This is a genomic window from Janthinobacterium amylolyticum (assembly GCF_051380655.1).
GTDB lineage: Bacteria > Pseudomonadota > Gammaproteobacteria > Burkholderiales > Burkholderiaceae_D > Janthinobacterium.
Genome location: NZ_JBNYXL010000008.1, coordinates 117,374 through 138,772, shown reverse-complemented (window position 1 = coordinate 138,772; position 21,399 = coordinate 117,374). Strand labels below are relative to the sequence as shown.

At 65.8% G+C, this 21,399-nt stretch carries 16 protein-coding genes; 7 read left to right on the top strand and 9 right to left on the bottom strand.

The window, feature by feature from the left end:
- Nucleotides 1-6: 6 nt before the first annotated feature.
- Nucleotides 7-1,695, top strand: coding sequence for a peptide chain release factor 3 (locus ACQ4WR_RS18105; RefSeq protein ID WP_102298464.1), 1,689 nt, complete (start codon nt 7-9; stop codon nt 1,693-1,695).
- Between the two features lie 244 nt (nt 1,696-1,939).
- Here the strand turns inward: ACQ4WR_RS18105 and ACQ4WR_RS18100 are convergent, their stop codons facing one another.
- Complete coding sequence (locus tag ACQ4WR_RS18100) at nt 1,940-3,832, bottom strand: putative bifunctional diguanylate cyclase/phosphodiesterase (protein ID WP_436488964.1); 1,893 nt, start codon at nt 3,830-3,832, stop codon at nt 1,940-1,942.
- A gap of 606 nt (nt 3,833-4,438) precedes the next feature.
- Here ACQ4WR_RS18100 and rnk point away from each other — a divergent pair.
- Nucleotides 4,439-4,846, top strand: a complete 408-nt coding sequence (rnk, locus tag ACQ4WR_RS18095) for a nucleoside diphosphate kinase regulator (RefSeq protein ID WP_436488962.1) — start codon at nt 4,439-4,441, stop codon at nt 4,844-4,846.
- 60 nt (nt 4,847-4,906) lie between these two features.
- Here rnk and ACQ4WR_RS18090 read toward each other — a convergent pair whose 3' ends face one another.
- The 3 genes from ACQ4WR_RS18090 to ACQ4WR_RS18080 form a co-directional block, all read right to left on the bottom strand.
- Nucleotides 4,907-5,932 (bottom strand): transporter, encoded by a 1,026-nt coding sequence (locus ACQ4WR_RS18090; RefSeq protein WP_102298456.1) that lies wholly within the window; start codon nt 5,930-5,932, stop codon nt 4,907-4,909.
- A gap of 121 nt (nt 5,933-6,053) precedes the next feature.
- Nucleotides 6,054-6,749, bottom strand: coding sequence for a YXWGXW repeat-containing protein (locus ACQ4WR_RS18085; protein WP_102298462.1), 696 nt, complete (start codon nt 6,747-6,749; stop codon nt 6,054-6,056).
- A 199-nt stretch (nt 6,750-6,948) separates the two neighbouring features.
- Nucleotides 6,949-7,197: a hypothetical protein gene (locus ACQ4WR_RS18080; protein WP_102298455.1), complete on the bottom strand. Its 249-nt coding sequence runs from the start codon at nt 7,195-7,197 to the stop codon at nt 6,949-6,951.
- 326 nt (nt 7,198-7,523) lie between these two features.
- Here ACQ4WR_RS18080 and ACQ4WR_RS18075 point away from each other — a divergent pair, with 326 nt between their 5' ends.
- From ACQ4WR_RS18075 to ACQ4WR_RS18055, 5 genes are all read left to right on the top strand, one after another.
- Nucleotides 7,524-9,848, top strand: a complete 2,325-nt coding sequence (locus tag ACQ4WR_RS18075; protein WP_436488959.1) for a coiled-coil domain-containing protein — start codon at nt 7,524-7,526, stop codon at nt 9,846-9,848.
- 23 nt (nt 9,849-9,871) lie between these two features.
- Nucleotides 9,872-12,190 carry an SUMF1/EgtB/PvdO family nonheme iron enzyme gene (locus ACQ4WR_RS18070; protein WP_436488957.1) on the top strand — a complete coding sequence of 773 codons (2,319 nt, stop codon included), beginning with the start codon at nt 9,872-9,874 and terminating at the stop codon, nt 12,188-12,190.
- A gap of 62 nt (nt 12,191-12,252) precedes the next feature.
- The gene (locus ACQ4WR_RS18065) at nt 12,253-12,972 is read left to right on the top strand and encodes an SIMPL domain-containing protein (RefSeq protein ID WP_436488955.1); all 720 of its coding nucleotides are present in this window, start codon (nt 12,253-12,255) and stop codon (nt 12,970-12,972) included.
- 78 nt (nt 12,973-13,050) lie between these two features.
- Nucleotides 13,051-13,449, top strand: a complete 399-nt coding sequence (locus tag ACQ4WR_RS18060; RefSeq protein WP_436488954.1) for an OsmC family protein — start codon at nt 13,051-13,053, stop codon at nt 13,447-13,449.
- Nucleotides 13,446-14,333, top strand: a complete 888-nt coding sequence (locus ACQ4WR_RS18055; RefSeq protein ID WP_436488952.1) for a pirin family protein — start codon at nt 13,446-13,448, stop codon at nt 14,331-14,333. Before ACQ4WR_RS18060 ends, ACQ4WR_RS18055 begins: the two co-directional genes overlap by 4 nt.
- A gap of 9 nt (nt 14,334-14,342) precedes the next feature.
- On the opposite strand, the gene ACQ4WR_RS18050 is transcribed toward ACQ4WR_RS18055, so the two are convergent.
- From ACQ4WR_RS18050 to ACQ4WR_RS18030, 5 genes are all read right to left on the bottom strand, one after another.
- Nucleotides 14,343-16,823, bottom strand: a complete 2,481-nt coding sequence (locus tag ACQ4WR_RS18050; RefSeq protein WP_436488950.1) for a TonB-dependent siderophore receptor — start codon at nt 16,821-16,823, stop codon at nt 14,343-14,345.
- Nucleotides 16,824-16,936: 113 nt separating this feature from the next.
- Entirely contained in the window at nt 16,937-17,923 is a 987-nt protein-coding gene (locus ACQ4WR_RS18045; RefSeq protein ID WP_436488948.1) for a FecR domain-containing protein, read from the bottom strand.
- Nucleotides 17,899-18,417: a sigma-70 family RNA polymerase sigma factor gene (locus ACQ4WR_RS18040; RefSeq protein ID WP_436488946.1), complete on the bottom strand. Its 519-nt coding sequence runs from the start codon at nt 18,415-18,417 to the stop codon at nt 17,899-17,901. Before ACQ4WR_RS18040 ends, ACQ4WR_RS18045 begins: the two co-directional genes overlap by 25 nt.
- Before the next feature lie 108 nt (nt 18,418-18,525).
- Nucleotides 18,526-19,125, bottom strand: a complete 600-nt coding sequence (locus ACQ4WR_RS18035; protein ID WP_436488944.1) for a metal-dependent hydrolase — start codon at nt 19,123-19,125, stop codon at nt 18,526-18,528.
- A gap of 465 nt (nt 19,126-19,590) precedes the next feature.
- Nucleotides 19,591-21,285: an FHA domain-containing protein gene (locus ACQ4WR_RS18030; RefSeq protein ID WP_436488942.1), complete on the bottom strand. Its 1,695-nt coding sequence runs from the start codon at nt 21,283-21,285 to the stop codon at nt 19,591-19,593.
- Nucleotides 21,286-21,399: the final 114 nt, after the last annotated feature.

The window sequence follows — 21,399 nt, the reverse complement described above, 5'->3', positions numbered from 1 at the left end:
ACCAATATGGCCAACGAGAACGACATCCACACCCCCGATTCCAGCGACAATGCGGACAATGCCGCCGATACCGCCACCGCCGCCACGGGCAGCAAGGCGCCGGCCGTGATCGCGCGCGAAGTCAAGCGCCGCCGCACCTTCGGCATCATTTCCCACCCGGATGCAGGTAAAACCACGCTGACGGAAAAACTGCTGCTGTTCTCGGGCGCGATCCAGATGGCCGGTACCGTCAAGGCGCGTAAATCGGGCCGCCATGCGACGTCGGACTGGATGGAGATCGAGAAGCAGCGCGGCATTTCCGTCGCTTCCTCGGTGATGCAGTTCGAATTCCGCGACCACGTCGTCAACCTGCTCGACACCCCGGGGCACCAGGACTTCTCGGAAGATACCTACCGCGTGCTGACGGCCGTCGACTCGGCGCTGATGGTGATCGATGCGGCCAAGGGCGTGGAAGCGCAGACGATCAAGCTGCTGGCCGTGTGCCGCATGCGCAATACGCCGATCGTCACCTTCATGAACAAGATGGACCGCGAGACGCGCGATCCGCTGGAACTGCTCGACGAACTCGAATCGGTGCTGAAGATCCAGTGCGCGCCCGTCACCTGGCCTATCGGCATGGGCAAGAACTTCCGCGGCGTGTACCACCTGCTGAACGACGAGATCATGCTGTTCAAGGCCGGCGAGGAAAAGGCCGACGGCGCCTTCGAGATCATCAAGGGCATCGACAATCCGCGCCTGCAGGAGATGTTCCCGCTGGAGATGGATCAATTGCGCATGGAAGTGGAGCTGGTGCACGGTGCCTCGCATCCGTTCAACCTGGAAGAATTCCTCTCCGGCGTGCAGACTCCCGTGTTCTTCGGCTCGGCCATCAACAACTTCGGCGTGCGCGAGATCCTGTCCGCGCTGGTCGACTGGGCGCCGGCGCCGCGCGAGCGCGATGCCACAGTGCGTTCCGTCGATCCGACCGAGCAGCCGTTCACCGGCTTCGTCTTCAAGATCCAGGCGAACATGGACCCGGCGCACCGCGACCGCATCGCCTTCTTGCGCGTGTGCTCGGGACGTTTCGAGCGCGGCATGAAGGTCAAGCATTTGCGCCTGGGTCGCGAGATCAAGGTATCGAACGTGGTGACCTTCATGGCTTCCTCGCGCGAACAGGTGGAAGAAGCGTACGCCGGCGACATCATCGGCTTGCCGAACCATGGCAACATGCAGATCGGCGACAGTTTTTCCGAAGGCGAGATGCTGACGTTTACGGGCATCCCGTACTTCGCGCCGGACTTCTTCCGCTCGGTGCGCATCCGCAACCCGCTGAAGATCAAGCAGCTGCACAAGGGCTTGCAGCAGCTGGGCGAAGAGGGCGCGGTACAGGTCTTCAAGCCGGTGCAGGGCGGTGAACTGATCCTCGGCGCCGTCGGCGTGCTGCAGTTCGAAGTGGTGGCCAGCCGTCTGCTCAACGAATATGGCGTCGACGCCGTGTTCGAAGGCACCAGCATCAGCAGCGCGCGCTGGGTCAGCTGCGACGACAAGCGCATCCTGAACGACTTCGAAAACGCGCTGGGCCACAACGTGGCCTACGATGCGGCCGGCAACATGGCCTACCTGGCGACGTCCGGCGTGAACCTGCGCCTGACGGAAGAGCGCTGGCCGAAGCTGACATTCCACGCCACGCGCGAGCATTCGGCCAAGCTGGCTTGATGTGGTGCTAGTGTCGGGTTACGCGCCATGCGCTAACCCGACCTATGCCCATGCTTTGAGGCGCTGGTGGTGTCGGCTTACGCGCTCTGCGCTAACCCGACCTACGCCGATGGCGCGGGCATGCGGTAGCTCGGATCAGGCCAACGGCCCTTATCCGACAACATTCAATATTCCGAGCATCATCTGCGGTAGGTCGGATTAACGCGGCAACGCCGCGCGTAATCCGACGCCATCGTTGGCGCCATCAAGCCGGCATGCTCGTGCGGGTGCTCCAGTCGCGCCGCTCGAGCAGCAATGCCGTCAGCTGCGCCGCCGTCATCGGGCGCGCGAAGAAAAAGCCCTGCGCATTGTCGCAACCCGCCTTGCGCAAGAATTCTACCTGCTGCAAGGTTTCCACGCCTTCTGCCACCACTTTCAAATGCAGGCTGTGCGCCATGGCGATGATGGCCGTGACGATGGCTTCGCCCTCGCCGGGCAGGTCGTGCACGAAGCTGCGGTCGATTTTGAGCTGGTCGATGGGCAGGCGCTTCAGGTAGGACATCGAGGAATAGCCGGTGCCGAAATCGTCGACCGACAGGTGGATGCCCGTTTCCTGCAGGCGCCGCATCAGTTCCACGTTGGCGTGCACATTGTCCATCAGCACGCCTTCCGTGATTTCCAGCTCCAGCAAGCCATGCGGCAGCTGGGTCTCGTGCAGGATGGCGCGGATATCATCCATCAGTCCCGGGTCGCGCGCCTGGCAGGCCGACAGGTTGACGGCCACGTGTTCCAGCGAATCGAGCAGGCCCGCCTTGCACCAGACGGCCGCCTGGCGGCACGCGCTTTGCAGCACCCAGCGCCCGAGGTCGACGATGATCCCGCTTTCCTCGGCCACGGGGATGAATTCGGCGGGGCTCAGCTGGCCCATCTCGCGGCAGTTCCAGCGTATCAGCGCTTCCACGCCGACGATGCGGCCGCTGCGCAAGTCGATCTGCGGCTGGTAGTGCAGATACAGTTCCTCGTTTTGCAGCGCGCGGCGCAGGTTCGCTTCCATGCGCAGGCGGCGCTGGGCGCGCAGTTCCATTTCCGGCTGGAAGACGGCGTAGCGGTTCTTGCCCTGGTGCTTGGCGTGGTACATGGCCGTATCGGCATTGCGCGTCAGGGTCGCCACGTCCTGCGCGTCGAACGGATACAGGCTCACGCCGATGCTGGCGCTGACATACAGCTGGTGGCCTTCGAGGGCGAACGGTTCGGCCAGCACGGCGAGGATCTTGCGCGCCACGCTGGCCATCTCCGAGCTGTCGTCGGCCGGTTCGACGATGACGACGAATTCGTCGCCGCCGATGCGGCAGATGATGTCGGTGGTGCGCAGGATGGCCACCAGACGCTCGGAAACGAGCTTGAGCAGCTGGTCGCCGCAATGGTGGCCCAGGGTGTCGTTGACGACCTTGAAGTTGTCCAGGTCCAGCAGCAGCAGGCCCACGCTGCTGTCCTGGCGGTCGGCGCGCGCCAGCGCGTAGGCCAGCGCATCGTTGAATTCATGCCGGTTTGGCAGCTGCGTGACAGGGTCGACGTGGGCCAGGTAGTGCAAATGGTTTTCCGCGTGCTGGGCGGCGATGCGCGTGCGGCGCACCATCAGCACCGTCAGGCCGAACGCGCACAGGATCACCAGCAGGGTGAAGGCGGCAAACTGCGCCAGGCTGCGGTACTGTGCAGCCAGGCTGGTGCGCAGGAGCAGGGCGCCGCCGCCCGGCAAGGGCTTGAGGATGGTGGCGTTGCCCGCGAGGAAGCTGACCTGCGTACCCGTGCGCGGCGCGGCCGGTGCCGCGTCGGCGCCGCTGCGCGCAAAGCGGGCGAACGGTGCGCCATAGGGATTGTAGAGCAGTGCCTGCTGCACATGCGGCGCCGCCACGAGGGGGACGAGAACTTGCTCTGCTGCAATGGGATTGTTCTGGCGCAAGGCCACGGTGGCGGCGGGGGCCAGCATGTCGGCCTGGATCTGCAGGCTGCGCTGCAACGAGGCCTGCAGGGAAAACCACTGGAACAGCACCAGCAGCAGGCCGGCACCGGCCAGCATGGCCGCCGCCGCCATCAAGTTCAGCCTGGCTATCCGGTCGCCGCGCAACTGCGCCGACGGCAGCGTCAGTGGCGCCATCATGACCCCGTTCCCTGCCGGCCCCGCCCGCTGCCGCCCCGTGTATATCCGCCTCGCCCTGCCATGCTATACGTTCCAGTCTGATGAAAACCGAAGTGAGCCGGAACTCTCAACGTGTTGTTAAGGCCGACATATTGTCATTTTGTAGCGTGAAAGTACAGGGCGCCTGGAAATTCATGCCCGCGCCACGGTGTATTTACTGCAAGTAGTAACTGTTGCAGCACAGTCTGACAAATGCACGGCACGTGGTGTGGGCGTGTCTTTCTAATAATAATCCAGGATTGATTTTAATCCTTTTTTTGCTCGGCGGTTTTTTCTGGCCAAAGACATGCCGGTTGTCAATACAATGCCATGCGGAATAATTTGCAGCGGCCTGCTAAATGGGGCGCGGCCTGCGGTTTTTATTGCGCGTGTAAATATTACATTGCAAGTCATTGATTTTAATAAATTTTAAGGGGGAATGCGCGAACGCTATGGCCTTGCTGCGCGAGTTCGTCCATAATCCGCTGATGATGGACGTTCTGATGCTGTTTGTTTTGTCTCGCGCGGCCACGCAAGATGCCGCCAGCAAAACCAGACGCCGCCCTAATGATAATCAGTGAGGATATCTTGGAAAAAAAACCAAAAATTATTTTGTCGTCACAAGACCTGGAACGACTGGAAGCGTTGTTGTATGCCTTGGGAAATAACCTGTCGCCGGACAAGGCCGCCTTGCTCGATGAGCTGGGCCGCGCCGAGGTGCTGGAGCCGCAAGAAATTCCGCCCACCGTCGTGACGATGAATTCCACCGTGCGCTTCACGGTGGAGAACAAGGAAGAATTCTGCATGACGCTTGTGTATCCGAAGGATGTGGAAGGCCAGTCCGACCGTATTTCCGTGCTGGCGCCCGTCGGCAGCGCACTGCTGGGGCTGTCCGTTGGCGACAGCATCGCCTGGCCCATGCCCGGCGGCGTGGTCAAGGTCAAGATCGAGGAAATCGTCTATCAGCCTGAACGGGCCGGCGAATACCACCGCTAAGCGCGGCAAGCACCATGGCGGACGGCGCCCGCCGTTCGCCCGCCAGGCCGTGCCTAGCAATCATCCGCTATTGCGTTGCACGCGCACCACCAGCCATCCGGCCACGACCGTAAACGTGACGATGATGGCGACGATGATCCAGAATCCCTGCGGATGCTGGGCCAGCGGAATCCCTCCCACATTCATGCCCAGCATGCCGGCGATGATATTGATCGGCAAGGCCAGCACGGTGACGATGGTCAGCACGAACAGGCTGCGGCTGTTTTCCTCGTTGACGCGGGCGGCAATTTCCTCCTGCAGCAGCTTGATGCGTTCCTGCAAGGATGACATGTCGCTGAGCACGACGGAAAACTCCTCCGTCGACTGGCGCAATTCCAGGCTGTCGAGCTCCGATATCCACGAAGGCGGGCGTTGCAGCAGGCGGAACAGGGCCGCCGGTTCCGGTGCCAGCAGGCGCTGCAGCCGCACCAGCACGCGCCGCATGGCGCCCAGGTCTTCGCGTTTCGGTACCAGCCGCCCGGCCAGCAAGTGATCCTCGATATCGTCGACCCTGGCCACGGCGTCGCGCACGATGTTGACCAGCACGTCGGCCTGGTCGCGCAGCAGGTGGATCAGCAGTTCCACCGACGAGCGGATCGGCTCATGGTTCTTGATGACGGCCTGGCGCAGGCGCTCGATCGACTGCAGCGGCGCGCGGCGCGCCGTGATGACGAGGTTTTGCGCCACGCTGGCCCACATGGTGGAAATGTCGGACGCCTCGAACGAGAAATTGTGCACCACATCGTTGACCACGGCGATCAGGGTGTTTTCCGCCTGTTCGATGCGCGTCGAGCGCGAACCCTGGTGCAGGGTTTCATAGAATTCGCCGGCCAGCTGCGTGTGCGCCATCAGCCATTTTTCGCTGGCCGCGTGCGACAGGTTGAAATGCAGCCAGACGAATTCGTGCGCCGGGTGCGCCGCGCCCGGGGCCAGCCAGGCCAGCGCGGCGGTCGAGTCCAGCGCCAGCGGCTGTGCTGCGCGGCCAAACAGGAAACCCCAGACGAGGCCCGAGGTGTCCGAGCCATAGGTAAAGCCGGCATTGTCCATCGCCATCGTGAATCTTTCTCGCGCAGTGTCATTGATCGTCGCGCGATTCTAATACATGGATGTGTCGGGATAATGACAAGGCCACCGCGATGGGTGGCCTTGTGCTGACTACGGCCGCGTTTTAACTGCGGCGCGGATTATCTGGGCGGCGGTCGTCGCGGTTCGGCACGCCGTCATGGTCGCGGTCGTGGCGGTTGCCATTGTCGCGGTCATAGCGGTTCGGGATGCCGTCGCGGTCACGGTCGCCGTTCGGGCCGCGCGACCAGCGGCCTTGCTCCATCTGCCAGCGGCCATCGCGCTGGTTCCAGGCCGGTGGCGCATACACATAGCCGGGGCGTTCTGCGATCCACACGCCCGGGGTCCAGGCGTAGCGCTGGCTGCGCCATTCCCAGTGGCCGGGGGCCCAGACGTAGCCATGGCGGGCGCGCGGGATGGCTTCGCGGCGCGGTGGCGGCGGGGCGATGCGGATCTCGTCATAGCGCACGGGCTGCACCTGCGCCGCGATCCAGCCGCCCCGGTCCAGGCGCCAGCGGTTGTTTTCCTGCACCCAGGCGGCGCGGCGGTACTGGTTGCCGTTGCGTTCGCGCAGCCATTCGCCGCCCGTCCAGACGTGGCGCTGGCCGTCCCAGTTCCAGTAGCCCGGTGCCCAGACATAGCCGCGGCGGGGCGCGGGCACGCTTTCAAACCGGGGCGGAGGCGGGGCGTTGCCGATGACAATGCTGACGCCGACCTGGCTTTGCGCCATCGCTTGCGCGGGCAGGAAAGCCGCGGTGCTGATGGCAAGCATGGCTGCTGCGTAGAGTGTGATGGGTTTCATGTTGTGCTCCATTTCGGTGATTGCGTGAAATGGACTATAGCGACTTGCCGGCGGCGTTTTCGCCTTTGATTCAACTTATTACAATTGACACAATACTGTGTGTCCGTGTATCCGTGGCCGATACAAATGCGCTGACATGGCGGCCTGGCGCGGCGTGCGTCCATCCTGCGCCAGGCGGCGTGGGGTCAGCATGCATGGCTCACAGGGTGCTGGCGGTGGCATTGCCCAGCATGGCCTGGCGTTCCTCGAGCAGCGAGAGGTGTTTTTCCTGCGCCGTCAGGCGCTTGGCGCTGACCACCACCACGGGGATGGCACCAGCCTGCGCCACCTCGGCCGTTCTGGCTGCCGATGGCTGCATGAAGCTGGCATAGCTGGCGGCGCAGGCGATGGCGACGGCGACGGTGAAGATGGCTTCCATGTTTTTCAGGGCTTTTTTTGGCGTGTTCATGATGTTTTCCTTTCGGGGGGGGGCGGGTGGGTATGCATGCACTGTAGCCATGCCCGCGGCGCATCGCCATGGCCTTGCGACCGGACGCGGTTTTGGCGGGATGGCCGGTAAAAAAGCGGCGCTGAAATGCCTACGCATGGGGTCGGCAAGCCGACCGCTTGAATTGAGGCCTAAATCACCCTGTATCCGGCCATATGAATGCAATTGCCGCGTGGCATTATTTGACGCTGCACACTGCCGCGCGCGGCAAGTGCAGGGCCAGCTGTCCTGCTAGAATCGGCATGGCGGCCCCGTCGCGCGGATAAAAATATCATCAGGAGTCTCACATGTTCCAATTGTTTGGTTTTGGCGGCGCCCGCTGTCCCCGTTGCGAGCACAGGAACGGCGCCGCCGCCGGCTATTGCGCGCAATGCGGCCTGTCGCTGGGCGCGCCCGGCAGCGACGCCGTGCTGCATGCCAATCAATGGCGCCTGTCCGAGGAACAGCTGGCCCTGTTCTTCGGCGTGCGCGAACTGTCCTCGCTGTTTGGCGGCGCCGCGCGCCGGCTGCAGGTGCCCGCCGAGTCGCGGGCCTGGATCGTCCAGTCGGACGCTTTCACCTTGATACCCGCCGGCGAGTACGACAGCACGGCCTTCTTCGCCCGCCTGCCGGCGCTGCTGCCGGCGCGTCCGGCCGAAGTGCTGATCGCCCGCGCCGATGCCTTGTCCCTGGAATTCGACCTGCCCGACCTGGCCAGCACGGAACTGCTGGGTGTTGCCGCCTCCCTGCGCATCGACATTGCGCTGGGCCAGCCCGACGCCTTCGCGCGCCAGTTCATGCGCGCGCCGGGCGCCGTCACGCGCGCCCACCTGCACGCCTTGCTGCTGCCGTCCGTGCGCCAGATCGCGCTGGAATTCATCGGCAGCCGCGCGCTGCGCGACATGGATGCGAATGCCGACTTGCGGCCCGAATTGAACGAACGCCTGCAATCGGCGTTGACGCAGCGCCTGGCGCCCAGCGGCCTGGCCGTGGCGCGCGTGGAGACCATCAGCCTGCGGCACGACAAGCGGGCCGGCGGCGATGCGGGCGACGCTTGCATCGGCACGCTGTGGCTGGGCGGCTTGCCGGCGCAGGAACTGGAGCAACACAGCCTGGAGCGCATGAAACAGCTCGACCAGCTGTATGACGAGGACGAGTGGCAGCGCATCCGGCGCGAGGAAATGGCCGCGCGCCATGCGTACCGCCGCGCGGAACTGCGGCAGGATGCGACCCTGGAAAAGGCCGAACTGGGCCACCAGGAAGCGGAACGCCTGCAGGCCCTGCGCGGGCGCCAGATCGACCTGTATGGGCGTATCCTGGAAGCGAAGTCGCGGCGCCAGGCGCTCGACCATGGCGCGGCGCTGGCGCTTGGCGAACTGGAGCAGGAACTGGCGCAGAAGGGCGCGCAGCGCGCCGACGAGGCGGCCAACTGGGAACATGTGCGCGCGCTGGCCGCCATCAAGATGCGCAGCGAGCTGGAACTGTCGCAGCTGAACGGTCGCGAACAGATCCAGCTTGCGCAGCAGCGCTTTACGCACCAGGTGCATTTGCAGTCGATCGCGCAGCAAATAGAGAGCGCGCTGCTGATCGATGACGAAGCGGGCCGCCGCGCCCAGCTGGCGCGCTTGCGCCAGGCCGAGACGGAGGCGGCGCAGCGCGAAGCACAGCTGGAAGCGGAACAGCACAAGGCCGCCTGGCAGGGCCTGATGCTGGCCAACGCGGCGCGCAAGCGCGAAGCGGAGCGGGTGCAGGAATGGGAAGAGCAGATGCAGCTGGCGCGCCAGCGCGAACTGCTGCGCGCCGAGGCGCACAAGGATGAAGCGGCGCAGGTGCAGGCGGCGGAAATCGCCGAAAAGCTGGCGGCGCTGCGGCGCGGCGGGGCGCGCGAGGACGCCATCGCGCAGCAGGAAAAGCTGCTGCGCACCATCGAGGCGGACGGCGTGCATGCACGCCAGCTGCAGCAGCAATCGCAGCTGGCGCAGCTCGATGCGCTGACCATCGAGGAACAGCGCCAGCAGCTGCGCCAGCTGGAACAGGAAGCGCAATGGCAGCGCGACTTGCTGGCCATGGCGCAGCAGCGCGAGAGCGACTATGCGCGCTGGAAGGGCGAGTATGAATCGCTGCTGGCGCAGCAGGCGCATGCGGCCGAACTGGCGCGCATCGACATCGACCGCGCCGAGAAGATCGGCTCCCTCAGCGACACGGGCAAGCTGGCCATGGCGGCCGGGCCGAACGCGGCCGCGCTGGCGCAAGTGCTCAAGGTGCAGCTGCAGGCGGGCATGAGCGCCGAGCAGATACACGCGCTGGCGGCCCTGGCGGCGGCCGAGAACAGCATCGCGCCGCTGGAGGCCATGCGCATGGCGCAGGACAGCGTGGCGCAGGAACGCGGCTACCTGGAAGGCCAGTTTGATCGCGACCGGCGCCAGCAGCTCGACCTGATCAACCTGCAGAACGCGGCGCACGCGCATGGCCTGTCGGCGCAGGCCCAGCTCGGTGTGGCCGTGGCGCAGGCGCTGCAGCCGCAGCCTGGTGGCGGGTCCGCGCCGCTGCGCTGCAAGAACGGCCATGCGCAACGCGCCGGCCACCCGGAAGACAAATTTTGCGCCGCCTGTGGCGCCGCCCTGCAGCCCTGATTGGAAGCGTTTCACCATAGATGATGCAAAAAGCACGAGACAAGCTGCGGGAACTGCGCGCCCTGCATGACGACGGGCTGCTCAGCGAGCAGGAATTTGAACGCCGCAAGAACGCCATCCTCGACGCCGAATATGCGCCGCCGGGCGCCGCGCCCGTGTCCGCGCCGCTGCCGGTGCGCCAGGGAACGGAACTGGGCTTCATGACTGGCCAGGAAATCGGTCCGCAAAACCGCCGCTACCGGCTCGAACGCCTGATCGGCACGGGCGGCATGGGCCAGGTGTGGCAAGCCACGGACCTGGCCACGCACGCTGAGCTGGGCAGCAGCGAAATGGTGGCGCTGAAGATTCTGCCGCCGCAGCTGACGCAAAGCCCCACGCACGCCAAGCTGCTGATCGAGGAAGCCACGCAGGCGCGGAAACTGGCGCATGAAAACATCGTGCGCGTCTACGAATGGGCGCAGGACCCGGCCACGGCCAGTTATTTCATCATCATGGAATGCCTCGATGGCGAAGACCTCGAGCACTATCTGGGGCGCCAGGGCGCGCTGCCGCTGGCCACGGTGCAGGAACTGCTGCATCCGGTGGCCGAGGCCCTGTCGTATGCGTGGGAAAAGCACAAGCTGGTGCACCGCGATCTGAAGCCGGGCAATGTCTTCCTGACGGCCAAGGGCGACATCAAGCTGCTCGACTACGGCATCGCTTCGCGCGTGCGCAACGCGGGCAGCAGCCTGGGGCTGGAAACGCCGAACGCCGGCACGCAGGGCTACCGCGCGCCCGAGGCGGGCACCTACCAGCGCCAGCCCAGCCCGCGCCTCGACGTGTATGCGGTGGCCGTGATGATCTACCAGATGCTCGAAGGGCGCATGCCGTTCGACGACACGCGCAGCGCCAGCCATTTGCCGTCCGCACCGCAGGCCCTCAACGCGCAGCAGTGGCAAGTGCTGCAGAACGGCTTTTCGCTGACGGCCGAACTGCGCCCGCAATCCGTGCAAGCCCTGCTCGAAGGACTGGAGCGGGCCGCCGGCCCGTCGCCCGAGGAACTGGCGGAGCTGGCGCGCCAGGAGCAGGCGCGCCTGGCGCAGCAGCAAAAGCAGGCGGCCCTGGCGGCCGAACAGGCGCGCGAGGAAGAACTCAAACAGGCGCGTGTGCGGCAGGAAGAACTGGACCAGCGCCGCAAGGCCGAGATCCAGGCAGCCGCGCTGGAAAAGCAGCGCCAGGACAAGCTGCGCCGCGAGCAGGAGGCACAGCGCCATTTCGAGGCCGAAGAGGCGCGCAAGCTGCGCAAGGAAGCGCTGCGCGGCCAGCTGCGCGCGCGCCGCGAAGCCGATGCGGCCACCGCCCTGCAGGAACACCAGGAGTTGCAGCGCAAGGCCATCGTCGCCAAGGCGGAAGCGGCGTACCGCGCCGAGCAGGAACGGGCGCGCCGTGAAGAAGCCAGCCGCGCCGCAGCCGCGCCGGCCGTGCCGCCGGCGTCAGCCGCCGTGCCAGCCGCGCCGGCGGAAGCCGTGCAGACGGTCGCCAATGCCGAGGGCGTGCTGCGCGACGATTTCCTCGACGGCACGGGGCAGGGGCCGGAACTGGTGCTGATCCCCAGCGGCCGCTTCCAGATGGGCGCGCACGAGACGGAACACAAGGCCGCTCTCCAGGCTGGCTCGCAGCAGACCTGGCTGGACCGCGAAAAACCGCAGCACTGGGTCGGCATCGAGCGGCCGTTCGCGCTGGCGCGCCACCCCGTCAGCGTGGGCGAATGGCGCGCGTTCGTGAAAGCGACGGGATGGGAAGGCGGCGGCGCCGAGACGGACTGGGACAATCCGGGCTTCGTGCAGAACGAGCAGCATCCCGTCGTCGGCGTGAGCTGGAATGACGCGCAGCTGTACCTGGCCTGGCTGCGCGAGCGCACGGGCCGGCAGTACCGCCTGCCCAGCGAAGCGGAATGGGAATATGCATGCCGCGCCGGCACGCGCACGGCCTTCAACGTGGGCGATACCATCAGCACGGAGCAAGCCAACTACGACGGCCTGTATGTTTACAACGGCGGCCCGCGCGGCGTGTACCGCGGCGGCACCAGTCCCCTTGGCACGTTTGCGCCTAACCCGTGGGGCCTGTACGACATGCATGGCAATGTGTGGGAATGGGTGCAGGACGTGGTGCATGACAATTACGAAGGCGCGCCCGTCGACGCCAGCGCGTGGGAAACGGATGGCGATACCAGCCGGCGCATCCTGCGCGGCGGCTCCTGGCTGTACCACCCGCGCTATCTGCGCTCGGCCCTGCGCAACGGTTTTTCCACCGTGCTGTCGAACGACATCGTCGGCTTCCGGGTGGCGCGCACGCTCGACTGAATCATTGTCCTATTGGTCATCTTGACGGATGCTTCATGCACCTCAACTATGCTGGAGTGTCCGTGTTCAAACGCCGCCTGCTGTCCCTCGTCTTCGCTTGCCTGCCCATCTCCGCCCTGGCTGGTGATTTGCCGTCCTATCCCTTTATCCATGCGACGGGAACGGCCTACAGCTTCTTCACGCCGGACCTGGGCGAGAGCGATTTCGACGTCAGTGCCTTCGACCCGGCGCCGGACGTGGCCACCGCGCAGGTAGCGGCGCGCATCGGGGAAATCAGGGCGCTGCTGGCCGAGCAGGGCTTGCCGCAAGCGGCGGCCGGCATCGAGGTGCGTGACCTGCGCAAGGAAATCCGCAAGGGCGCGGAACAGGACCCGGCCCATCCGCAATACCAGATCAAGGCCAGCGTGCATATCAACGTGACGGATTTGTCGAAATGGCTCGCCGTCATGGGGCCGCTGCTGGCCATGCCCAACCTCGATGCGTTTGCCGTCACCGTCGGCGCCACGCAGCGCGTGCGGCTGGAAGAAGAGCTGATGGGCGAGGCCGTCAAGGATGCGCAGCGCAAGGCCGACGCCATGGCGCGCGGCTTCGGCAAGCGCGTGGGCGCCGTGGCCGGCATCTCGTCGGAGCAGCTGAAAAACCTGGGCAATGCGGTGGGCCTCGTGCCGTCCGACCGCTACCACCGGGAAGGGAGCCGCGAGCGGCAAAATCCCGACGACATGCTGATGGTCACCGCCCTCAGGATGGGGCAGACGGTCGATGCCGTATTCCGTATCAAATGACCAGTTAGCCGGGCAGCTGGCTGCGCAAAGCGGGCAAACGGTGTAAATTGTGGCTTTCCAAACGCATCAAGGAACGCCATGACCATCAAAGCCATCCGCGACCAGTCGCAACCCATGCGCCACATCGTGCACGTGCGCGACCACATCCTTTCCGCCGACGCCTCGGTGGCCGAAGGGGGCGGCGATGCCGGCCCGTCGCCGCACGACCTGTACGACGCTGCCCTGTCGGCCTGCAAGGCCCTCACCGTGGTCTGGTACGCGAAGCACAAGGGTATCCCGCTGGAACACGTGGAAGTGTCGACCGAGCGCGATGCCAGCGAAGAACGCAAGGGCGTGTATCGCCTGGCCACCACCTTGCACCTGACGGGCGAGCTGACGGAGGCGCAGCGCCAGGAACTGCTGTCGGCCGCCGGCAAGTGCCCGATCCACAAGCTGATGACGGCCGTGACGACCGAAGTGACGACGGTGCTGGCATGAGCGCGGCCATCCTGAAAAGCCACGAGAAGGACCTGGGCGGCGGCTTTGTCGTGCGCCGCCTGCTGCCGTCCGCCGTGAAACAGGCCGTCGGTCCCTTCATCTTCTTTGACCATTTCGGCCCCATCGACGTGGCGCCCGACGCCAACCACGACGTGCGCCCGCATCCGCATATCGGCCTGGCCACCGTCACCTATCTGTTCGAGGGCGCGATCGACCATCGCGACAGCATCGGTTCCTGCCAGCGCATCGAGCCGGGCGCCATCAACTGGATGACGGCCGGGCGCGGCATCGTGCATTCCGAACGCACGCCGCAGGACCTGGCGGGCCAGCCGCACCGCACGCACGGCTTGCAGCTGTGGGCCGCGCTGCCGAAGGCGCACGAGGAAGACGAACCGAGCTTCACGCACACGCCGCAGGCCGACATTCCCGTCGTGCCGCTCGATGGCGCCGTGGTGAAGGTGTTGATCGGCACGGCCTTTGGCCAGACCTCGCCCGTGCGCACCTACATGCAGACGGTGTACCTGGACGTGGCGCTGCAGGCGGGGCGCGAGCTGCGCCTGGAAGGCTTGCCGGCGGAAGCGGCGATTTATCCGGTCAGCGGGGAAGTGCTGGTCGATGGCGTGGCGCTCGCGCCGCACACCATGGCCTTGCTGGAGGCGGGCACGGTGCCTGTCGTGACGGCAGGCGGCGGCGCGGTGCAGTTCGTCGTCATCGGCGGCGAGCCGCTGGACGGCCACCGCTACCTGTTCTGGAATTTCGTCTCGTCGAGCAAGGAGCGCCTGGCGCAGGCGGCCGACGACTGGAGCGCCCAGCGCATGGGGCAGGTGCCGGGCGAGACGGAATTTATTCCGCTGCCGAAGGCGCCTATGCGTCCTCCGGCATAAGCGTTTCGTTTAGAAACGCGCGCGCAAGGTCAGTTGCGCCTTGCGCGGCTCGCCATAGAAATTGCCCCAGGCAGGCGCGCCCACCGTCTGGTAGTAGCGCTTGTCGAGCAGGTTCGTCACGGACAGCGACGCCGTCCAGTTGCGGTCGATCTGGTAGGCGCCGCGCGCGCTCCACAGCGCATACGCGCCTTGCGCCACCGTGACGTTCTGCGTCACGCGCGAGCTCTCCGTCTGGAAGTTCACGCCGCCGCCCACGCTCCACTTCTGCAGGGCGCCTGGCAGGCGGTAGTCGCTCCACGCGCGCAGCATGTGGCGCGGCGAGTAGGTGCTGGCGAACATCACGCCCGCGTTCGACGTCTGCTCCAGATATTTGAAATTGTTCAGCGTGTAGCCGGCGAACAGCTGCCAGCCCGGCGCCACTTCGCCGCTGATTTCCGCATCGACGCCTTCGCTGCGCACCTTGCCCGCCGAGAAATAGCACTCCGTGCCACTGGAACAGGTATTGACCAGGTCGAGCTCCGCGCGGTTGCGCTGCTCGATACGGAACAGCGCCAGCGAGGCATTCACCTTGCCGTCGAACAGTTCACCCTTCACGCCTGCTTCCAGGTTGCGGCCCTTGAGCGGATCGAGCAGGGCGCCTTCGGCCGTGCGCTGGTTTTGCGGCTGGAAGATGTCGGACACGCTGGCATAGCCGGACCAGCGCTTGTCGAACGCATAGATCACGCCGCCATATGGCGTGACGACGCCGTTTTCGCGGTACGGGTCGATGTACACCTCGCCCGTGTCGCGGTACACGCTGCTCGATTTGTAGTTCGACACGCGCGCGCCGGCCACCACGGTGAGCGGGTCGCTGACGCTGAAGCGGGCCACGCCATACGCGCCCGTCTGCGTCATCTTTGTGATGCTGGGATCGCCCCGGTAGCTGTTTTCACGGAACCACGCATCACTCGGTTCGGCCACGCCGTGATTGGGCCGCAGCGGGTTGTTCGCCCGCTGCAGCAAGGCCAGGCTGAAATCGCTGTCGCTTTCCAGCCGGTTCGTATTCATGCCGGCGCTGAAGCCGTGGCGGCGGCCGAAGGCATTGAATTTGCCGTCCAGCGACAGGTCGATGCCCTTGTTGGTGGTGCCGTAGTCGAACACGCCGCCATACATCATCATGCCGGCCAGGGTGGCGGGATCGAGCGCGCCCTGGCTGAACATGTATTTCACGTCGTGCCGCTCGCGCGTGTAGTTGGCGCTGGCTTTCAACGACCAGTCGGCGTCGAAACGGTGCTCGAATTCGGCGAAGACGGCCGTCTGTTTGCTATCCCAGCGGTTCCAGTCGGCGCCCAGGAAGGTCGAACGGGGCAGGTGCGGGTCGCTGCCGTCGCGGAAGCGCGGCATGCCGGAAAAGAACGGCGTCGAATGCAGTTTTTCGTAGCTGGCGCCCGTCGTCAGCTTGCTGCCCGGCGCCAGGTCGAATTCCAGCACGCCATACAGCACGTCCGTGCGGCTGTCGGCCACGTCATAGAAATAATCGCGCTGGTCATGCGCGGCCACGGCGCGGCCACGGATGCTGCCCGACTCGTTCAAGGGGCCGGTGACGTCCACTTCGCCGCGCACGTCGTTCCAGCGGCCCGCGCTGAGCGCCAGCTGCACCTGCTTTTCCGCCAGCGGGCGCTTGCGCACCATGTTGATGGCGGCGCCGGGCGAACCGGTGCCCTGCAGCAGGCCCGTGGCGCCGCGCACGATTTCCACCCGGTCCAGCATGGCCGTATTGCTGGTAAAGCTGTTCGCCTGCGGGTAGTACATGGCGCGGTTCACGCCGTCGAACTGGTACGTGTCGACCATGAAGCCGCGCGAATACACATAGCGTCCACCCATGGGGCTGTCGTACATGGTGATGCCGGTGGTATTGGCCAGCACGGCGTCGATGGTGTTGAGGTTCTGGTCATCCATCTTCTGGCGCGTGACGACGCTGACGGACTGGGGAATTTCGCGCAGGGTTTGCACGCCCTTGCCGACGGTGACGGCGCGCGCCGCATACGAGTTGCTGTGCTCACTGACGGGGTCGCGCTCCATGCTGGCGCTGACCGTTACGGGCGCCATGGTCTTTTCCACGCCGGCCGCCGCTGCGGAGGATGGCGCCGCCTGGCGCAGCACGTAGGCGCCGTTGGGCAGCTGCACCGCTTCCAGGCCGCTGCCGGCCAGCACCTGGGCAAAGCCCTGCGCCACGCCAAAGCTGCCGCGCACGCCGGGCGAACGCAGGCCGCGCGTCTGCGCGGGATCGGTCGACAGGCTGACGCCGGCGGCGACGGCAAAATCGTTCAGGGCCGTGGCCAGCGGGCCGGCCGCAACAGCATAGGCTTGCGGGGCGGCGGTCGCGGCGGCCTGGCCTTGCGCCAGCGCGGGGGCGGCGACAAAGGCGGCAGGGGCGGCGCACGCCATGGCGAGGAGGGCCAGGCGGATGGCGCGCGCGGCGGGATGGAGGACGGGGGTGGTCAGCTGCATGCTCGGTCTTTCTGCTCAGAGGGATAGGAATTGGCTTGTGAATCGGCTACTTACCTGTGAAGCCGAAGCAGCACGCCGAAACACCAACCCCTGGCGCAAAAAAATCAACATATTTATATCTGCCGTGCCGCCACCGTGGCCCAGTAGCGCGTGAAATAGGTCACTTGCAGCCCGTGCGAGGCGCACAGGCTTTCCAGCACGGCGTCGATGTCGTCGAGGCGATAGGTGCCCGTGACGGGGTGGCGCGCCACGGCGGCGTCGCACACGAGGCGTCCGCGCCGGTAGCGCGCCAGTTCGGCCACCAGTTGTTGCAGCGGCCAGTCGGCGGCCACCAGCATGCCGCGCAGCCAGCTGTCCTGGTGTGCGGGCACGGCTTGCACGGCATCGGCGGCGCTTGCGGTAAAACTGAGCTGCTGGCCCGCTTCCAGGCGCCGCGCGGCATCGGCGCGCGCCGCGCAGCGCACTTCCACCGCGTGTTCGTAGACGCTGACGGTGCTGCCGCCGTCGTCGCAGCGCACGCCAAAGCGCGTGCCCAGCGCGCGGATCACGCCATGCGGGGTATCGACCAGGAAGGGGCGCGGATCGGGCGCGGTGCGCAGCATGATTTCGCCATGGTGCAAACGGATGCGGCGGTGCGTGGCGCTGTAGTGCACGTCGGCGGCGCTGTCCGTGTTCATTTCCATGCGCCCGCCATCGGCCAAGCTGACGTGGCGGCGCTGGCCAGGCGCCGTGCGCAGCGCCGCCGTCCACGCCTGCCACGGCGCGGACTGCAGGCCAGCCTGGCCCAGCACGATGCCGCCGCCGGCCGCCACCAGCACGGCGAGGATCTTGGCGGCCGCGCGCCGGCGCTGCTGCGCCGCCTGCAGGGCAGGAAGCGCCAGCGATGGCGGTATCGTGCCCAGCTGGCCGTCCATGCGCTGCAGTAAAGCCCAGGCACGTTCGTGCTCGGTGCTGGCGTCGCGCCACGCCTGCAGGGCAGCCGGGTCGGCGCTGCCGCACTTGACTTCCACGTGCCAGTGGGCGGCCGCCGCCAGTATCTTGCGGGCGATGGCCGGGGAAGGGAACGCGCCGACCATCAGCCGGCCGCCAGCATCAGGCATTCCGTGTAGGCGCGCACCAGGTGCTTTTTCACGGTCGGCAGCGAGACGCCGAGGCGCTGGCTGATGTCCACGTAGCTGAGTTCTTCGATCTGCGCCAGCAGGAAGATGGCCCGCGTGCGCGCGCCCAGGCTGTCGAGCAGGCGGTCGATGGCCAGCAGGGTTTCGATGATGATGGCATGCGTTTCGGCGCTGATCGTCGTCGGTTCGGCTTGCTGCGCCAGCGCTTCCAGGTAGGCGTGTTCCAGCGCCTGGCGCCGGTAGCGGTCGATCAGCAAGCCGCGCGCGATGGTGGCCAGGTAGCCGCGCGGTTCGCGCAGGGGCGCCAGCGGTGTCACCTCGCGCTTGCCCAGCAGGCGTAAAAACGTGTCCTGCGCCAGGTCGGCCGCCTCGGCGCGGTTGCCCAGCTTGCCGCGCAGCCAGGCAAGCAGCCAGCCGTGATGTTCGCTGTACAGGGTAGTGAGGTGGGCGGCATGGATGGGACTGACGGTGCTCACTGCGGACTCCAGGCAAAGGATGGGCTGGGCTGACGGAACGCGCGGTGCCGGCTGGCTAGGCTATTGAGAATGATACTCATTATCACATTGCCATGCGGGCGGCGTCAATTACTGCTGCTTGCCTAGGCGCCAGCGCTCCTGCCACTGTTGCAGATCCGCCCATGCCTGCTGTAAGGCCGAGGCGGACCAGTGCAGCAGGCTGTCGAAGGCCAGCACGCTGCGGTGCCAGTGGATGCCATCGAAAAACACGTGGTCGGCGACCACCGTGGCGGCCAGCCAGGCGGCGAGGATGACGATGATGTCGTGGCGCCCGCTCTTCCACCAGCGCAAGGAATGGCGGCGGAAGATCCATGGCACGCCCAGCGGATTGGGCCAGTCGGCCAGCAGATGCATGATGCCGCCCGCCGCAAAGCCGAACAGGGGCGGCGCCCAGAGATGGTGCGGCAATTGCAGATATGTGTAGACGAGCAGGGCGATCCAGGCCAGGCCCCAGTGGGTCCAGGTGCGGTGCGTGATCCACAGCCGGTGCGTGCGCGCCCACCAGGCCACTTCCAGCCAGTCCGGCGCCGTGCCGCCCAGCGCGCCCGTGACAAAGGCGAGCACGCTCAGCACTTGATACGGGCCGCCGGCGCCAGCGTGCGCGACCAGGGCCGCGGCGATCACGCCGGCAGCCCAACCGGTCGCATGATGCGCTTTGTTGGAAGCCATAGGAAATGTAAAACGCCACGCAGGCGCATTGTGAAACGTCGCGGATATTAACTGGATAAATATACAGTATGCAAGGGCGGCAGGCGAGGATATTGCAGAATATCTGTCAAATATTTGTTAAATTGTGTATCGGGAGGTGGATCATGGCGAACCGGGCAGGCGATGCCGGCCGGTCAAGTGTGTTGTGCGGCTGATAATGCATTCCGCGCGCCGCGCGCTATGCTGCAAGCAGGTGTCCGTTTTGAGGAGGTGTTGCCATGAAAATCCCGCGCGAATTGCAAATCCCCGCCATCGTGTTTTCGCTGGAAGCGGTGTTCATTATCGGCCTGTCGCTGATTTTTCTCGTGCTCGTCCCGCGTTAGTGTCGGGTGGCGGCAAGCTTGTCAGGCGGTCACGGCGCCGCGCGCGTAGGGCGGGTACCGCAGGGGGCCTGTACCGGCGTGCGGCAGCGCAGCGTCGCTATTGCTAGGCGGTCAGCGCGCCGCTGTCGCACAGCGCCGCGCCTTCGGTGCGGATGATCCAGCATTCCGGATACGGTTCGCTGGCGAAACGGTTGTGCCGCGCGAAGCCGCTGAGTTTATCCAGCGCCGTGGCGGGCGCCAGCGGCGTTTCCTTGCCGCTGGCAGCGTCCAGGTGCCAGAAGCCGCCGTTGCGGTGGAAAAGGACGGGCAGTGCGGCAGCCTGTGGCGTAGCAAGGTGACTGGATGGCGTGGGCCGTGCTTCGGGCAGCAGCAGGTAAAAACATTCGGCGCGGGCGCCGTGGTCGATGCGGTGCAGGATCACGCCATGCGCAAGCAGGGCCGTGACGCTGAGCACGACGATGCCCTTGATGCTGGCGGACAATTCGATGCGCATGCCCAGGCGCAGGGCGACGGGCTTGTGCTTGCCGGGCCAGACGCCGTCGAGCAGCAGGCCATAGCGCGACACGTCCTCAATTTCAAAGCCTTGCTGGCCGCGCCGGATGATGGCGTGGCGGCCCGACAGGCGGCGCGTCAAGCCATTGTTGTCCTGGCCGTCTGGGCTGAAATGGCTGAGCAGTACATCCGCTTCCGGGTCCACCAGTTCGAAGCGGCCCAGCATGCATTCTTCCAGCGCGAACAGGCGGATCTGGCGCTGTTCGCCCGCTTCCGGCGCCGCGTTCACGAGGCAGGCGGCCTGGCTCGGGTGCGGGTGGCAGTGGCTGGCGGCGGGCAGGTCGACCTCGATCAATTCCTCGTCCCAGGCGATAGTGGTAAAGCCCATGTCGATCTTGCCCTGCGGCGCGGACAGATCCACGTGGGCGATGCCGGCATTGCGCGCCGTGACATCGAGATTGCAGCCGTCGCCGCCCGTCACGCGGGCGATCGAGGCGTCGTCAGCCATCACGCGCACGTTCTTGTGCGTGCTGAGGAAAATCTGGTGGATTTCCGTCAGGGTCGCATCGCGGCGCGGCACCAGGATGACGAAGGTGCACACCCATTTCTGCGCCACGGCGCCGTCGACATGGCTGTGCACTTCCACCTCGATCTGGTACTGGCCATGTTCCTTGTTGCGGGAGGAAAATTCGACAAACACGGGGCGCCAGTCGCCGCGCGTGGTGCGCACGAAATCATGCTGGACGGCGCCGCGGGGGATCAGGTCCGAGCGCAGGCGCACGGTCAGCTGCGGCGCGCAGGCGGCGGCCATGCCGCGCAATTCCATTTTCAGGGTTTGCCGTCCGCCTGCCGCGCGCGGATCGAAGCCGCTGATGTGCAAATGGGCTTGCACCGGCTGGTAGGCGGCACGGGCCACGCTGGCCGGCGCAGCGCCAGGCATGGCGGCGGACGCCAGCGCCGGCGCATGGGCCTTGGACGCCAGGGGCGTGCCAGCGGACATTGCCGTGCCCGTATGCATGGCAACGGCGACGGCAGGGCCAGGCAAGGTGTGTCTGGAGATGTCAGCAGCAGTGTCTGCAGCAGCAGCAACTGGCGCAGCAGCTGAAGCGGCAACTGGCGCGGCAACTGCAGGGGCGTGCGAAGGCGCCGTTGCCGATGGCTCGGAACGGGCGCTGCGCAGTGCGGTCAACAGGTCGTAGCTGCTGGGAGCAATCGTCGCTTGCGGGTGGTTGGCCGCGCAGACGTTTTCCCCAGGCAAGACCCAGAACGTACAGTGCGGGTGCTCCGGGTTGCTGCATTTTTTCATGACATTCTGACTCGAATCGAGCGGGGGCATTTTGCCCTCTGTTATACATGAGAGCTTACGCGCTTTTGCGCCCGCTTGGCAACCTTCACATCAAGCGCACACGCTCTTTTTGCC

Bases quoted from the DNA above. Each gene is read 5' to 3' on its own strand.
- ACQ4WR_RS18030 (WP_436488942.1), bottom strand. From the start codon at position 21,285: ATGAAAAAATGCAGCAACCCGGAGCACCCGCACTGTACGTTCTGGGTC.
- ACQ4WR_RS18050 (WP_436488950.1), bottom strand. From the start codon at position 16,823: ATGCAGCTGACCACCCCCGTCCTCCATCCCGCCGCGCGCGCCATCCGC.
- ACQ4WR_RS18085 (WP_102298462.1), bottom strand. From the start codon at position 6,749: ATGAAACCCATCACACTCTACGCAGCAGCCATGCTTGCCATCAGCACC.
- ACQ4WR_RS18105 (WP_102298464.1), top strand. From the start codon at position 7: ATGGCCAACGAGAACGACATCCACACCCCCGATTCCAGCGACAATGCG.
- ACQ4WR_RS18055 (WP_436488952.1), top strand. From the start codon at position 13,446: ATGAGCGCGGCCATCCTGAAAAGCCACGAGAAGGACCTGGGCGGCGGC.
- ACQ4WR_RS18045 (WP_436488948.1), bottom strand. From the start codon at position 17,923: ATGCCTGATGCTGGCGGCCGGCTGATGGTCGGCGCGTTCCCTTCCCCG.
- ACQ4WR_RS18060 (WP_436488954.1), top strand. From the start codon at position 13,051: ATGACCATCAAAGCCATCCGCGACCAGTCGCAACCCATGCGCCACATC.
- ACQ4WR_RS18090 (WP_102298456.1), bottom strand. From the start codon at position 5,932: ATGGACAATGCCGGCTTTACCTATGGCTCGGACACCTCGGGCCTCGTC.
- ACQ4WR_RS18070 (WP_436488957.1), top strand. From the start codon at position 9,872: ATGCAAAAAGCACGAGACAAGCTGCGGGAACTGCGCGCCCTGCATGAC.
- ACQ4WR_RS18100 (WP_436488964.1), bottom strand. From the start codon at position 3,832: ATGATGGCGCCACTGACGCTGCCGTCGGCGCAGTTGCGCGGCGACCGG.
- ACQ4WR_RS18080 (WP_102298455.1), bottom strand. From the start codon at position 7,197: ATGAACACGCCAAAAAAAGCCCTGAAAAACATGGAAGCCATCTTCACC.
- ACQ4WR_RS18075 (WP_436488959.1), top strand. From the start codon at position 7,524: ATGTTCCAATTGTTTGGTTTTGGCGGCGCCCGCTGTCCCCGTTGCGAG.
- ACQ4WR_RS18035 (WP_436488944.1), bottom strand. From the start codon at position 19,125: ATGGCTTCCAACAAAGCGCATCATGCGACCGGTTGGGCTGCCGGCGTG.